Source organism: Methylomonas lenta (assembly GCF_001644015.1).
In the GTDB taxonomy this organism is placed as follows: domain Bacteria; phylum Pseudomonadota; class Gammaproteobacteria; order Methylococcales; family Methylomonadaceae; genus Methylomonas; species Methylomonas lenta.
Genome location: NZ_LUUI01000137.1, coordinates 1 through 12,813, shown reverse-complemented (window position 1 = coordinate 12,813; position 12,813 = coordinate 1). Strand labels below are relative to the sequence as shown.

At 48.1% G+C, this 12,813-nt stretch carries 14 protein-coding genes; 4 read left to right on the top strand and 10 right to left on the bottom strand.

What is annotated here, in order from left to right; genetic code table 11:
• Positions 1-13: 13 nt before the first annotated feature.
• The 7 genes from trpA to smpB form a co-directional block, all read right to left on the bottom strand.
• Positions 14-817, bottom strand: coding sequence for a tryptophan synthase subunit alpha (trpA, locus tag A1359_RS16545; RefSeq protein ID WP_066985675.1), 804 nt, complete (start codon positions 815-817; stop codon positions 14-16).
• Entirely contained in the window at positions 814-2,034 is a 1,221-nt protein-coding gene (gene trpB, locus A1359_RS16540) for a tryptophan synthase subunit beta (RefSeq protein WP_066985674.1), read from the bottom strand. Before trpB ends, trpA begins: the two co-directional genes overlap by 4 nt.
• Positions 2,027-2,659, bottom strand: coding sequence for a phosphoribosylanthranilate isomerase (locus A1359_RS16535; protein ID WP_066985671.1), 633 nt, complete (start codon positions 2,657-2,659; stop codon positions 2,027-2,029). The genes trpB and A1359_RS16535 overlap by 8 nt, the downstream gene beginning before the upstream one ends.
• Before the next feature lie 105 nt (positions 2,660-2,764).
• Positions 2,765-3,475 (bottom strand): DUF2231 domain-containing protein, encoded by a 711-nt coding sequence (locus tag A1359_RS16530; protein ID WP_066985668.1) that lies wholly within the window; start codon positions 3,473-3,475, stop codon positions 2,765-2,767.
• 57 nt (positions 3,476-3,532) lie between these two features.
• Complete coding sequence (locus A1359_RS16525; protein ID WP_066985665.1) at positions 3,533-4,552, bottom strand: FAD:protein FMN transferase; 1,020 nt, start codon at positions 4,550-4,552, stop codon at positions 3,533-3,535.
• A gap of 5 nt (positions 4,553-4,557) precedes the next feature.
• Positions 4,558-5,124, bottom strand: coding sequence for an isochorismatase family protein (locus A1359_RS16520; RefSeq protein WP_066985719.1), 567 nt, complete (start codon positions 5,122-5,124; stop codon positions 4,558-4,560).
• A gap of 4 nt (positions 5,125-5,128) precedes the next feature.
• Positions 5,129-5,614 carry an SsrA-binding protein SmpB gene (gene smpB, locus A1359_RS16515; RefSeq protein ID WP_066985661.1) on the bottom strand — a complete coding sequence of 162 codons (486 nt, stop codon included), beginning with the start codon at positions 5,612-5,614 and terminating at the stop codon, positions 5,129-5,131.
• Positions 5,615-5,711: 97 nt separating this feature from the next.
• Here smpB and A1359_RS16510 point away from each other — a divergent pair, with 97 nt between their 5' ends.
• The 3 genes from A1359_RS16510 to A1359_RS16500 are packed head-to-tail and all read left to right on the top strand — an operon-like array spanning position 5,712 to position 7,778.
• Positions 5,712-7,070 (top strand): sodium-dependent transporter, encoded by a 1,359-nt coding sequence (locus tag A1359_RS16510; RefSeq protein WP_066985658.1) that lies wholly within the window; start codon positions 5,712-5,714, stop codon positions 7,068-7,070.
• A 2-nt stretch (positions 7,071-7,072) separates the two neighbouring features.
• Positions 7,073-7,507 (top strand): type II toxin-antitoxin system RatA family toxin, encoded by a 435-nt coding sequence (locus A1359_RS16505; protein ID WP_066985716.1) that lies wholly within the window; start codon positions 7,073-7,075, stop codon positions 7,505-7,507.
• Between the two features lie 4 nt (positions 7,508-7,511).
• Complete coding sequence (locus A1359_RS16500; RefSeq protein WP_198159389.1) at positions 7,512-7,778, top strand: RnfH family protein; 267 nt, start codon at positions 7,512-7,514, stop codon at positions 7,776-7,778.
• A 269-nt stretch (positions 7,779-8,047) separates the two neighbouring features.
• On the opposite strand, the gene A1359_RS16495 is transcribed toward A1359_RS16500, so the two are convergent.
• Positions 8,048-8,932: a hypothetical protein gene (locus A1359_RS16495; protein ID WP_066985652.1), complete on the bottom strand. Its 885-nt coding sequence runs from the start codon at positions 8,930-8,932 to the stop codon at positions 8,048-8,050.
• 391 nt (positions 8,933-9,323) lie between these two features.
• Here A1359_RS16495 and A1359_RS16490 point away from each other — a divergent pair, with 391 nt between their 5' ends.
• Complete coding sequence (locus A1359_RS16490) at positions 9,324-12,062, top strand: Hsp70 family protein (RefSeq protein ID WP_066985649.1); 2,739 nt, start codon at positions 9,324-9,326, stop codon at positions 12,060-12,062.
• A gap of 77 nt (positions 12,063-12,139) precedes the next feature.
• Here the strand turns inward: A1359_RS16490 and A1359_RS16485 are convergent, their stop codons facing one another.
• Together A1359_RS16485 and A1359_RS16480 are read right to left on the bottom strand one after the other, a co-directional pair.
• The gene (locus A1359_RS16485) at positions 12,140-12,403 is read right to left on the bottom strand and encodes a Txe/YoeB family addiction module toxin (protein WP_066985646.1); all 264 of its coding nucleotides are present in this window, start codon (positions 12,401-12,403) and stop codon (positions 12,140-12,142) included.
• The gene (locus A1359_RS16480) at positions 12,396-12,650 is read right to left on the bottom strand and encodes a type II toxin-antitoxin system Phd/YefM family antitoxin (protein ID WP_066985643.1); all 255 of its coding nucleotides are present in this window, start codon (positions 12,648-12,650) and stop codon (positions 12,396-12,398) included. Before A1359_RS16480 ends, A1359_RS16485 begins: the two co-directional genes overlap by 8 nt.
• Between the last annotated feature and the right edge of the window lie 163 nt (positions 12,651-12,813).

Below are 12,813 nucleotides of genomic sequence, written 5' to 3'. Positions count from 1 at the left end.
TCCGCTAGAATACTTAACTATCCATTGCTGTGCGCATGGATTTTAACAAGGCAATAATCTCGTGTTTTGCCTGCTCGGGATTCTCCAGGTTGGCCTCGATTTTACTGATCAAGGCACTGCCTACCACCACGCCATCAGCCAAATTGGCAACGGTTTTCGCAGTTTCAGCGTCTTTAACACCAAAACCTACCCCGACCGGCAAGTGGGTGTTGGCACGGATTAATTCCAGTTTTTGCTTGACGTCGGCAGTATTCAAATGGCCTGCACCGGTGACGCCTTTCAAAGATACGTAGTATAAATAGCCACTTCCAAAGGCATCCATTTTCCGGATACGTTCAGCATCGCTATTGGGGGCCAGCAAAAAGATTTGATCTATGCCTCTTTCGCGCAGCAAAGTCACGCAATCCGCTGCCTCTTCAGGCGGCAGATCCACTGTCAACACACCGTCGACATCGGCGCGCTGCGCCGCATTGGCGAAATCTTCGTAGCCCATGATTTCGATAGGGTTTAGATAACCCATCAACACCAAAGGTGTGGTCTGATCTTTTTTACGGAATTCCTTTGCCATGCTGAGGACTTTACGTAAGCCGACACGATGGGTCAATGCACGCTCGCTGGCACGCTGAATTACTGGGCCATCGGCCATCGGATCGGAAAAGGGTACACCCAGCTCGATAATGTCGGCTCCTGCAGCTACCATTTCATGCAGCATAGGCACGGTAAATTCAGGATAAGGATCGCCGGCTGTGATAAACGGAATTAAGGCTTTACGGCCGGCTGCTTTTAATTCGGCAAATTTATTAGCTAGGCGGCTCATAGCGCTTTCCCCTCGCGCTGCATAATAGTGTGCATGTCTTTGTCACCGCGGCCGGACAGATTAACGATAATGATTTGGTCTTTACGCATCGTTGGAGCCAATTTCATAGTGTAAGCCAGAGCATGACTGGACTCTAAGGCAGGAATAATCCCTTCCGTTCGAGTTAAGGCGTAAAAACCTGTCAGCGCTTCATCATCGGTGATATTGACGTAATCTGCGCGGCCGGTGTCTTTTAGCCAGGCATGCTCAGGACCTACGCCTGGGTAATCCAGACCGGCTGAAATGGAATGGGTTTCGATGATTTCGCCATCGTCATCAGCCATCAAATAAGTTCGATTGCCGTGTAACACACCGGGACGACCGGCACATAAGGGTGCGGAATGGCGACCGGTTTCGACACCATCACCTGCAGCTTCAACGCCATACATTTTTACCGATTGATCGTCGATAAACGGATAAAACAAACCGATAGCGTTGGAACCGCCACCAACGCAGGCGACCAATGCATCAGGTAAGCGCCCGGCTTGATTTATGCATTGTTGCCTGGCTTCGCGGCCAATAACTGCTTGAAAATCACGTACCATGGCTGGATAGGGATGCGGGCCCGCAACGGTGCCAATTATATAAAAAGTATTATCAATATTAGTCACCCAGTCGCGCATCGCTTCATTCAGCGCATCCTTCAGGGTTTTGGAGCCGGATTCAACAGCCACCACTTTGGCGCCAAGCAGTTGCATGCGATACACATTTTGGGCTTGACGCGCAACGTCTACTGCGCCCATGTAAACGACACACTCTAGCCCCATGCGGGCGGCAACTGTCGCGGTTGCTACGCCGTGTTGACCCGCGCCGGTTTCGGCAATAATGCGGGTTTTGCCCATGCGTTTGGCTAACAGCGCCTGGCCAACGGTGTTGTTAACTTTATGCGCGCCGGTATGGTTAAGATCTTCCCGCTTTAGATAAATCTGCGCTCCACCCAGGACATTACTCCAGCGCTGAGCATGATAAAGCGGCGACGGCCGACCGACATAATCTCTCAGATCGGTATCCAGTTCGGCAATAAATTCCGGATCTTTTAAGTAACGTTGATAAGCTTCATTAAGCTCGGTAATGGCAGGCATCAGCGTTTCAGCTACAAAAATACCGCCATAAGGTCCAAAGTGGCCTCGTGCATCCGGCATGTCGTACTTGTGCCCTTGAGGGTATTTGTCAGTCATAGTTCTCAATTGCTTGGTTAGTTTTTCTTATAAAAGCGGCCATTTTTGCCGCATCTTTGATGCCTTTTTCGCTCTCAACGCCGCTGCTGACATCTAATGCATAGGGCCTGACCTGCTTTACAGCTAGTGCTGCGTTTTCCGCTGACAAGCCACCTGCCAAAATGATCGGTAATTTGCTGTTTCGCGGAATCATTCCCCAATCAAAACCACTACCAGTGCCACCTTGCGCATCCGGATGATAGGCATCCAACAGTAGCCCCGCTGCATCGTTATAGTGTTGTTCAACCTCTACAAGACGGGTGTCTGGTTTCATGCGTATCGCCTTAATATAAGGCTTGGCATACAGCCGACAATCTTGCGGCGATTCATTGCCATGAAATTGCAGGCAGTCGACATTGACTTGGCTTAATACAGCCCGAATCCAATCTGCCTCGGCATCGACAAAAAGCGCCACCACACTGACAAAAGCCGGCAAGTTTTTTACCATCTCAGCCGCGTGCGCTATCGATACATTACGCGGGCTGGACGGGTAAAATACTAAGCCTATTGCATCCACGCCAAGATGAACTGCCGCCAACAAATCCTCAGATCGGGTAAAGCCACAGATTTTAACGCGGGTACGCATAAATCGCCTCATCAAAAAGGTCGGCTAGAATACCACACAAGCGGGAAACGTCATGTTCAATCACAGCAAAAAAAAAGGCACAAATAGCATAATCAGGCATTTAAATTAGTGCATATGATTATGATGATGTTCTGTTGGGGATGTGGGGCTTTCGGTAGCCTGATTCTGCTCATGTATCTCGGTTTGTTCGCCGTGTTCGTGCAAGGCTGCCGCCGCTTTATTCAATTCAGCGACTGGTTTGACCCCGACACCATAGCCATAAACCATCAAGCCACCCAAATCAGCGGTAAATAGCAGCAAGCCGGCCAAAATGGCTGCAAAAATTAAATACAAAGTATTGGCGCCGCCGCTAATCTGGTTTTTAGCCAGTAAACGCCAGCCCGAGAGTGTTACTGCCAACAAAAGCACTGCAATCCCTAAATGTTCATGATTTTCCATGATCTGATGCACATCACCGCCATGCGCCACTGAATCGGCCGCAATCAGGCCGGCGGCTACTGTCATTGCGGCAAATATCGCTCCGGAGTATAAAAACCAGCTGGCCGTTTTACGCCATTCTATTTTGTTGGCAATACTGCCTAGCAAATCCAGTAAAAAAAACAGCGACAACAAGGCGATGGGAAAATGTACAAACAGCGGGTGTAAATTATCTAAGCCGGCAATGCCAGGCATCACGTTGGCAAACATCTCTCCAGGCGATAAGGCTAACAAATTTTCGATAAAACTTAAAAAGTCTGCCACAGCCCCGGCAAACCCGCCTGCAGAATCTGCGCCGCCATGCACGGAAAACTGTAAATTATTGCTTAAATCAAACATTATCCCCCCCCCTTTAATTTGCTTTTACCGAAGTACTAAATAGCTATCGGATATGGCTTATTCAATCGACAATCCGCTAGATTGCAGCGCTTGCGATTTGGTTTCTAATAATTCTTTACCTTGTTGTTGAATGAACAAGGCCTTGATTTGTGCGGCATCGGCAATTTGCATCCCTTGTTGCTGCCCTAAACACAGCAAGGCAGTTGACCAAGCATCTGCAATAGTGGGATTGTCATGCAACACGGTTACAGCCACTAAATCATGGGTTACTGGTTTGCCTGTGCGAGCATCCAGAATATGGCTATAGCGTTGTCCATTGACATCGAAGTAGTGGCGATAAGTTCCCGACGTCATTACGGCCATCGGCTTATCTTTGGGTAAAGTCAGGATTTTTAATAAGTGTTGTTCGCCGGGCAAAGGCTTTTCTACCGCAATACGCCATGCTGTTCCATCCGGCTTATGGCCATCGGTTTTCAGCTCGCCGCCGATTTCGACCAAATAGTTATGTATGTCGTGTTGTTCCAATAACTGGCTGATTTTTTCCACGCTGTAGCCTTGCGCAACCGAAGACACATCGACTCGAATGTTGGCGGGTTTCTGCAAATGCGTGTCATCAATCACTGAGACTTTATCTTGGCCAATACTAGCCAGCGCTGCTTGTAAGGTTGCTGCATCAGGTATAGTCAATGATTCGCCCTGAAACCCCCATAGGTCAAATAACGGCTTAATGGTTAAGTCGTAACAACCTTGACTAGCCTGGCTGACATCTCGCGCTATGTTGAACAAGGCAACAATTTCATCGCCTACCCATTGGCTGTCATTAATGGGATTATTGTTGAAACTTTCGATGACCGAATCCGACCGATAATTGGAAAAGGTTTTGTCAATGCTGGCAAGGCGGGCATTCACTTCTGTCTGAATGGTTTTGCCGTCCAGCGGATTAGGCGACCAATAGCTAATGTGATAGCTGGTTCCCTGAGTTATGCCTTCAAATTTTGTGATTTTGGGTTCGCTACAGCCAAATAAAGCCAGTAAGCAAATCCCGCTGACTAAAAATGATGAGTATGGATTTGTCATAAGTTCTATCGCACTAGAGCAGAAATAGCTTTGAAATGTGGGTGTCGAGCATCGCGTAACCATTCAAACAGCACTGATTCATAAGTAATAATGCCAATACCTGCCTGTTGCATTCTGCTAAGTGCATTGATTTTATGTGACTCTTGACGTGTGCAGACAGCATCCTCGACCACAAATACCTGCAGGCCTTGTCGTAGTAAATCGAATGCCGTTTGCAATACACAAACATGCGTTTCTTGCCCGATGATGACAACTTGTCTACGGCCGCAGGTGATCAGTTTTTGCTTGAATTCATCACAGCCAAAGCATGAAAATGATGTTTTTTCAAATTGTTGCGTTATGTCGGGTAAGGCTAGCTTAATGATTTCTGCAGTTGGTCCCAGGCCTTTGGGGTATTGTTCGGTCAATAATGTAGGTATATTCAACTGCTCGGCGGCTTGCAATAATTTGACTGAGTTATCCAGCATTATTTGAGCAGTAGCTGCCGGCATACCCGCCAACAAACGTGTTTGGATATCAATCACCAGCAAGACGCTTTTATCCGCATCCAGCAAGCCTAATGAACCGTGCATGGCGTTAAGCATGTTTCATCACGCGGGCTTTTTCACGTTGCCAATCTTTATCTTTGGCCGTCGCACGTTTGTCGTGTAGTTTTTTGCCTTTGGCCAAGCCTATTTTTAACTTGGCCCGTCCTCTAATCCAGTACATCGATAGTGGAATCAAGGTAAAACCTTTGCGTTCCACAGAACCGATTAATCGGCTGAGTTCGCGCTTATGTAGCAATAATTTTTTGCGGCGGATAGCGTCTGGGTTAACGTGAGTGGAAGCCGATAACATCGGTGACACGTGCGCACCGCATAGCCAAGCTTCGCCGCGTCTGATGTCGACATAGCTTTCTTTTAGCTGGATACGCCCATCGCGCAAGCTTTTGACTTCCCATCCTTCCAAAACCAGACCGGCTTCGAACTGTTCCTCGATGAAATATTCATGCGAAGCCTGCCGATTAACGGCAATGGTATTGTCGGTTTTCTTGCTATCCTTTTTGGATTTTTTAGCTGTCATAAGGTTACGTCGATTTTTTTAGACTGACTGAATACAATATTTTTGCTATTTTAACCGACCCGCCCACAAAATAACGAAAATAACAGAGCTCAGCATTATGACGGACAAAACTCAATCCATTCACGGCCAATGGTCGTCACGCTTTGCATTTATTCTGGCCGCAACCGGTTCGGCTGTCGGACTCGGTAATATCTGGAAATTCCCCTATATTGCCGGCGAAAACGGAGGTGGCGCTTTCGTAATGGTGTATTTATTATGCGTTGCCGCTTTGGGGGTGCCCATTATGATTGCAGAAATCATGCTAGGTCGCCGCGGCCGGAAAAGTCCTATCAATACCATGCAGGACTTGGCTACAGAAGCAGGTGCTGACCCACGCTGGCAATATTTAGGCTGGATGGGTATGGTTGCCGGCTTTTTAATTCTGGCTTACTACAGCGTGATTGCCGGCTGGGCCATGGCTTATATCGTCAAGGCCTTTTTTGGCAGCTTCATGAACAGCAGCGCCGAAGAAATTCAGCGACTGTTCGAAAACCTGATGGCTAGTCCAGTACAACAAATTTTCTGGCACACTGCTTTTATGCTGATAACTATGCAATTGGTGATGCGCGGCGTACAAGGCGGACTGGAAAAAGCTGTACGCTTTTTGATACCTACTTTATTTGTCATCCTGATTTTTCTAGTGGGTTATGCCATGACTTCCGGCGGCTATCAGCAAGCCATGACATTTTTATTCGATCCTGATTTCAGTAAAATTGACGCTGATGCTGTGCTCACCGCCATGGGGCACGCGTTTTTTACCCTGAGCTTGGGTATGGGGGCAATCATGGTCTATGGTTCGTATCTGCCTGGCCATGTATCCATTGCTAAAACCACTTTTTACATTGCTGGCGCAGACACCATCGTTGCCTTACTCGCCGGCATTGCCATCTTCCCTCTGGTATTCGCCAATAATTTAGAAACCGGCGCCGGTCCTGGATTGATTTTTCAAACTTTGCCATTGGCATTTGGGCATATGGGTGGCGGCTGGTTGTTTGGTTTGCTGTTTTTTGTGTTGTTGTTTTTTGCCGCGCTGTCTTCATCCATTTCTTTAATCGAGCCTGCGGTAGCCTGGTTGGTGGAAAATAAAAATATCCAGCGTCATCAAGCCTGCGTTTGGTCTGGAACTGCTTGTTGGGCATTGGGTGTGGGTGTGGTGTTTTCGTTCAATATCTGGTCTGATCTAAAGTTGTTTGATAAAAACCTGTTCCAGCTTTTAGATTACCTGACTGCTAACTTGATGTTGCCGCTAGGTGGCATGGCGATAGCTATCTTTGCCGGTTGGATGATGAAAACCGCTGATGTCGAACAAGAGCTGGAGATTCCAAGTCAAGGCTTTCAGGTCTGGCAATTTTTAATCAAATACCTGGCGCCTGTAGCGGTGTTTTTGGTGTTTTTACATGTCCTGGGAGTTCTTTAATGATCTCAGTGGTACAAAAAAGCGCTCTGGTAAAATTTTCTGCGCAGCAGATGTTTGACTTGGTCGATGACATCGAATCTTATCCGCAGTTTTTACCTTGGTGTAGTGGTAGTCGTGTGTTGCGCCGGGAAGACGATATTGTCGAAGGCGAGATTCAAATTGCCAAAGCTGGCTTTCATAAATCCTTTGCCACCCGTAACCGATTGGATCGTGGCGGAAGAATTCAAATCAGTTTGCTGGATGGGCCGTTTAAATCGCTGGAAGGCTTTTGGAGTTTCATGCCTTTACGCGAAGATGCCAGCAAAATATCTCTGGATCTAGAATTTGAAATTGCCGGCAAATTAGCCAGTTTGGCCTTTGGTCCGGTTTTTAATCAGATTTGCAATACCATGGTGAGTTCGTTTACCCAGCGCGCCAAAGCTATTTATGGCAGCTGAATTCATCAGCGTGGAAGTGGCTTATGCCGGGCCGGATCAGCAAGTTATTATCCCTGTTTTAATACCTGCCGAGAGTACAGCTGAACAGGCAATCGGCATCTCGGGCATAGTGCAGCAGTTTCCAGAAATTGATTTAGCTACACAAAAGATCGGTATCTTCGGTGCGGTATGCAAGCTAGATAAGCCGCTTTTGGATGGAGATAGGGTGGAAATTTACCGGCCCTTATTACAGGATCCGATGGCAGCAAGGCGGAATCGGCTGCAAAGGTAATTCGAATGATGACGGTTTTTTGACTTAAATTTAGGTTATCGCCAAAAACAGCATTCGTAAATTAACCAAGGGAATTGCCGATAATCAAGCGCCGGCTACGGCAGGACCGTCGCTATGGTTGAAATGACAAGCTTGGCTTGGTGCTTTTTATAAACGCCGACCAGTTACAATAAATTATCTATGATTCAAGGCACAAAAAGATTCAAGGCACAAAAAAGCCGCTCACCCCTTTGGGTTTGAGCGGCTTTATAGTGATAATGCTTTACTGATTATGCATTACGACGATTTCGATTGCCTAAACCAATCAGGCCAAGTAATCCGCTGCCAAATAACCACACAGCTGCAGGAACAGGGACTGCGGTTAATGTAAGCTGATATTGGCCGAATTGGTTATTTGATCCGGATGCGAAGTTAAAGTCAGGATAGCCACTAATCGCGAAGTTAAGTTCGCCATTGCTGGATACTGTTGCTATTAACAACGATAGCGCATCTTGGCCACCATCATCATCCCAATCGATCAAGTTTCCAGTATCGTCAAATAAGCCCAGTGTGGTATCAAAATCGGCAGAGGTGATTTCTGCTTTCATTTGAGCCCCCGGTGTTAAACCTGTAAAGCTAAGATAATCGACTTCACCAATTGCATCAAAGCCCAGGTAAATGTTTAATGTAAAGTCCCCGGCTAGGGTATGGGAGCCATCAAAATTGTAATCATTATAACCTGTTACTTTAAGGTTAATGGACTGGTCATTATTAACCTGATTGCCTATAAGGCTGCCGAGCCCATTTCCCAGTGGGCTACCATCATCATTGTCATCGAGCTGAAAATTGGTTTCATCGAATACTCCTAGCCTGGTATCTACACCGCTAGCAGTATTGTCAATGGCAGCGAAAAAAGGCGTGCCAGATGATAAGCCTGATTCAGAAAATGAAAGTACCTGGTTGGCTGAAAGTGTATCTTGATAGGTGAAATCAGGCGTTAATGAGGATAGGTCGTATAAGGGGGTTAATTCACCATCCACCACAAAGGTGCCGGGTGCAAAAATATTCCGGGATGCAAAGTCGTTATTCCCTTCGGTTTCGCTAGCGGCTGAGGCGAAATTGGCGCTTAGCGCATATGCAATCAATGCAATGCCTAGTTTTTTTTGTAATTTCATGAAAACTCCTTAAAGATTTTTCAAAATGCAATGGGGTAAAGTGTCTTGAATTTAGTTTAATTGTAACTCAGTAAGGTCGGTATTTAAACCAGGCTATATTCACGCCATATTCTCGTTATTCAGTTAATTTCAAACAGATAGGGTTTTGAAGGGTTAGTGTAATAAATGCGGCTGTAAAAAAAACCGACACTTTGGCCGGAATTTTCCAAATAGACTGAAAGTTTTTCTGACAATCAATCTTTACCAATTCTAAAACTCGCCCGATTGACGGGCGTTTAAGTCATTGTCGTCAAAATAAAGGTGTAAAATCTTTCGACAGCAAGCAGTTGTTGCATTGTAGGTTAAAGGCGGTGTTCAATGACTGCATTTTAAGCATGCTTGTAAAATCTCCGTGAATAAATCAACCTCGCACTATCTGGTCGGTATAGACCTCGGCACCACTCATACCGTCGTGGCTTATGCCGCTGTCAACGACCCCAACAAACAAATACATTTATTTGAAATTCCACAACTGATTGCACTCGGTGAAGTGGCTGCGCGACCTTTATTGCCTTCGGTGCGCTATCACCCGGCAGATGGCGAATTAAGTGCTGATGCCGGGTTTTTAACCCAGCAAGATGGCGCGGTACTTGGTGAGGCGGCACGTTTGCTAGGCGCCAAGTCGCATGGTCGCTTAGTGACCAGTGCCAAAAGTTGGTTGTCGCATACTGCCGTTGATCACACGGCGGCGATCTTGCCGTGGGGTAGCGACGAGTCGGTGTTTAAAGTCTCGCCATTAGAAGCCAGCGCCAGTTATTTAAGACATGTGCGTACGGTCTGGGAGCAGCATTTCATAGATGCCCCATTGAATAAGCAGCAAGTGGTGATTACCGTGCCTGCTTCGTTTGACGAGTCGGCCCGCTCGTTGACACTGGAAGCGGCCAAAATGGCTGGTCTACAGGATGTGCGTTTATTAGAAGAACCACAGGCGGTTTGTTACGACTGGCTGAGACGGCATGCCGGTAGCATCAAACCCAGCTTGGGTGACAGCCGCTTATTATTAGTCTGCGATGTCGGCGGTGGCACCACCGATTTAACCTTGATTAAAATCGAGCGGGGTGATGACGAACCAAAACTGACCCGTATCGGTGTCGGTGATCATTTAATGCTGGGTGGCGACAATATCGATCTGGCGCTGGCGCATTTGGCAGAAAGTCGACTGCGGGTCGGCGATAAAAAACTCAGTACTGCCGATTTGTCGCAATTACTCGAGCAATGCCGCATCGCCAAAGAACGCTTGTTGGCAGACGATGCGCCGCAGCAATTGCCGATTACTTTATTGGGTGGCGGGTCCAAATTAATTGGTGGCAGTCGTAGTACATCTATAACGGGAGAAGAGGTTCGGCAAATTGCTTTGGATGGTTTTTTACCGTTGTCGACTCTGCAGGAGTTGCCGGATAAAAAACGTAGTGGGGTGGTGGAGTTTGGTTTGCCCTACGCGGCAGAACCGGCCATCAGCAAACATATAGCGGCATTTTTGCATTTGCATGCCCAAGCGGCCAAAACCGCCTTGGCTGACGAGTCTATTGCACCGGATGCTTTATTGCTGAACGGTGGCGTGTTTCGTAGTCCTGCACTGGTTCAGCGGATAATCGAGTTGTTGAGTCGCTGGCGCGCTGGCAAGCCGCCTTTGCTGCTGAATAATCAGCATCCGGAATTAGCCGTGGCTTATGGCGCGGTGAGCTATGCCATTGCTAGACTGGATAAGAAAATCAAGATTGGCGGCGGTGCGGCCCGCAGTTACTTTTTATTGGTGGATGACGGCGATAAACAAATTCGACGCGGCGTCTGCATCCTGCCAAAAGGTAGCGAAGAAGGCCAGGAAGTTTTATTGAACGATAGACAATTTGCTTTGCGGGTGGGGCAGCCGGTGCGGTTTCATTTGTTGTCCAGCAGCGGTGATGGCAATTATCAGCCAGGTGAGATTGTCGATATCGATGAGGAGCGTTTTCATAGTCTGCCGCCGCTGGCGGTGGCGTTTGAAGGCCAGGAAAAAGTCGAAGTGGCCGTGCAATTACTGGCGACCTACAGCGAAGTTGGCACCTTGCAATTGCAATGCGTATCGGTAGCGGATGATCGGCAGCGTTGGGACGTGGAGTTTCAGATTCGCAAAAAAGCAGCGACTGCTGTCAGTACAGAATTGCCCAGTCAATTGCCTCAGGCTTTGGAGAAAATTCAGGCTGTGTTTGGTGCCAAATCCAAACAAATAGATCCGCAGGCCGTTAAAACCTTGCGTGCCGATCTGGAAAAAATCCTGGCCGCACCGCGCGGTGATTGGCCGACGCCGGTATTGCGGGAACTGTTCGGCGCATTGCTGGAAGGCGGCAAATACCGCCGTCGTAGTGAGCAGCATGAACGCTTGTGGCTGAGTTTAAGCGGTTTTTGCTTGCGGCCCGGTTTCGGTTATCCGCTGGACGATTGGCGGGTCGAACAACTGTGGAAGCTGTATCCGGAAGGTCTGCAGTTCGTCAACGAAAAGCAGAATTGGACCGAATGGTGGACACTGTGGCGGCGAGTGGCTGGCGGTTTAAACACCGAAGCGCAGCAACGCATTTTTAAAGACATCGCCAAATTCATCAATCCGGCCGCCGCCCGTCAGGCCGGGGTAGCCAAGCAATTGGCGATGCGCGGTTACGAAGACATGGTAAGGCTGGCGGCGGCGCTGGAACGCTTGCCGGTTGCCGACAAAATCCAGCTGGGCGGCTGGCTGCTGAAACGCCTGGAAAAAGCCGGCGAACCGGATTCCAGCTGGTGGGCGCTGGGCCGGATCGGCGGGCGGATATTGTTCCACGGCAACAACCACGACGTGATCGCGCCGGCTATCGCCGCAGACTGGCTGGCGCAACTGCTAAAAGCAGATTGGAAGAAACAGCCGCAAGCCGGCTTCGCCGCTACCCTACTGGCCCGCCGCTGCGACGACAGAGCGCGCGATATTGACGACGATTTGCGCCTAAAGGTGCTGGAAAAACTCAAACAAACCAAAGCCGCCGTATCCTGGCAGGAGATGGTCGCCGAATTTAAACAATTGGACGAAAGCCAGGAGAAACAGATATTCGGCGAAGCTTTGCCGCCGGGGTTAAGGTTGATTTGAGGATTGGGTAATGGGTTGAACAGGGAAGGTTGGCGTCGCTTGAGAATGATGCGCATCACGTTGCCCAGCGCATCTTTTCAGCCATAGTGATATCTGCAGGCTATGACGGTGACATGGGTGTCTGTGACGGCATAAACCAGTCTATGGGTATCATCAATCCTTCTCGACCAAAAGCCGGATAAATTTTCCTTCAACGGCTCGGGCTTGCCGATACCCTCAAACGGCGTGCGTAGCACTTCCATGATGAGCTTGTTGATTCGTTTCAAGGTCTTTTTATCTTGGCTTTGCCAATACAGATAATCGGACCAAGCAAAGTCCGTCCAGGCTAGGTTTCTACTCATCCATTATGTCTCTTTCTTGAGTCTTACCCTCCTTGTATTGCTCGATGGACTTCATCAGATGTTCCGCATTGGCCGGAGACTTCAACAAGTAAACGGTTTCCATCAGGCTATTGTAGTAATCCAGCGACATGACTACCGCATCCTCGCTGTCCCGGCGGGTAATCACTGTACAATCGGCATCGTTAACCACTTGGTCCAGCACTGATTTCAAGCTATTTCTGGCCTCAGAAAATGAAACTATACGCATTTTTATGTCTCACTTGTACGATTTGTTGTGCAAGTATAAATGCACTGTGGCATATGTACAAGATGTGGAACAGGTAAGCTGTATGGGCGTTTAAGTGAATAGCGTCCCTTTGACAGATTTTTCCTCGTTCCCACGCGGCGCATCACTGCCATTAAGTTAAGAA

Bases quoted from the DNA above. Each gene is read 5' to 3' on its own strand.
- trpA (WP_066985675.1), bottom strand. From the start codon at position 817: ATGAGCCGCCTAGCTAATAAATTTGCCGAATTAAAAGCAGCCGGCCGT.
- trpB (WP_066985674.1), bottom strand. From the start codon at position 2,034: ATGACTGACAAATACCCTCAAGGGCACAAGTACGACATGCCGGATGCA.
- A1359_RS16535 (WP_066985671.1), bottom strand. From the start codon at position 2,659: ATGCGTACCCGCGTTAAAATCTGTGGCTTTACCCGATCTGAGGATTTG.
- A1359_RS16530 (WP_066985668.1), bottom strand. From the start codon at position 3,475: ATGTTTGATTTAAGCAATAATTTACAGTTTTCCGTGCATGGCGGCGCA.
- A1359_RS16525 (WP_066985665.1), bottom strand. From the start codon at position 4,552: ATGACAAATCCATACTCATCATTTTTAGTCAGCGGGATTTGCTTACTG.
- A1359_RS16520 (WP_066985719.1), bottom strand. From the start codon at position 5,124: ATGCACGGTTCATTAGGCTTGCTGGATGCGGATAAAAGCGTCTTGCTG.
- smpB (WP_066985661.1), bottom strand. From the start codon at position 5,614: ATGACAGCTAAAAAATCCAAAAAGGATAGCAAGAAAACCGACAATACC.
- A1359_RS16510 (WP_066985658.1), top strand. From the start codon at position 5,712: ATGACGGACAAAACTCAATCCATTCACGGCCAATGGTCGTCACGCTTT.
- A1359_RS16495 (WP_066985652.1), bottom strand. From the start codon at position 8,932: ATGAAATTACAAAAAAAACTAGGCATTGCATTGATTGCATATGCGCTA.
- A1359_RS16485 (WP_066985646.1), bottom strand. From the start codon at position 12,403: ATGAGTAGAAACCTAGCCTGGACGGACTTTGCTTGGTCCGATTATCTG.
- A1359_RS16480 (WP_066985643.1), bottom strand. From the start codon at position 12,650: ATGCGTATAGTTTCATTTTCTGAGGCCAGAAATAGCTTGAAATCAGTG.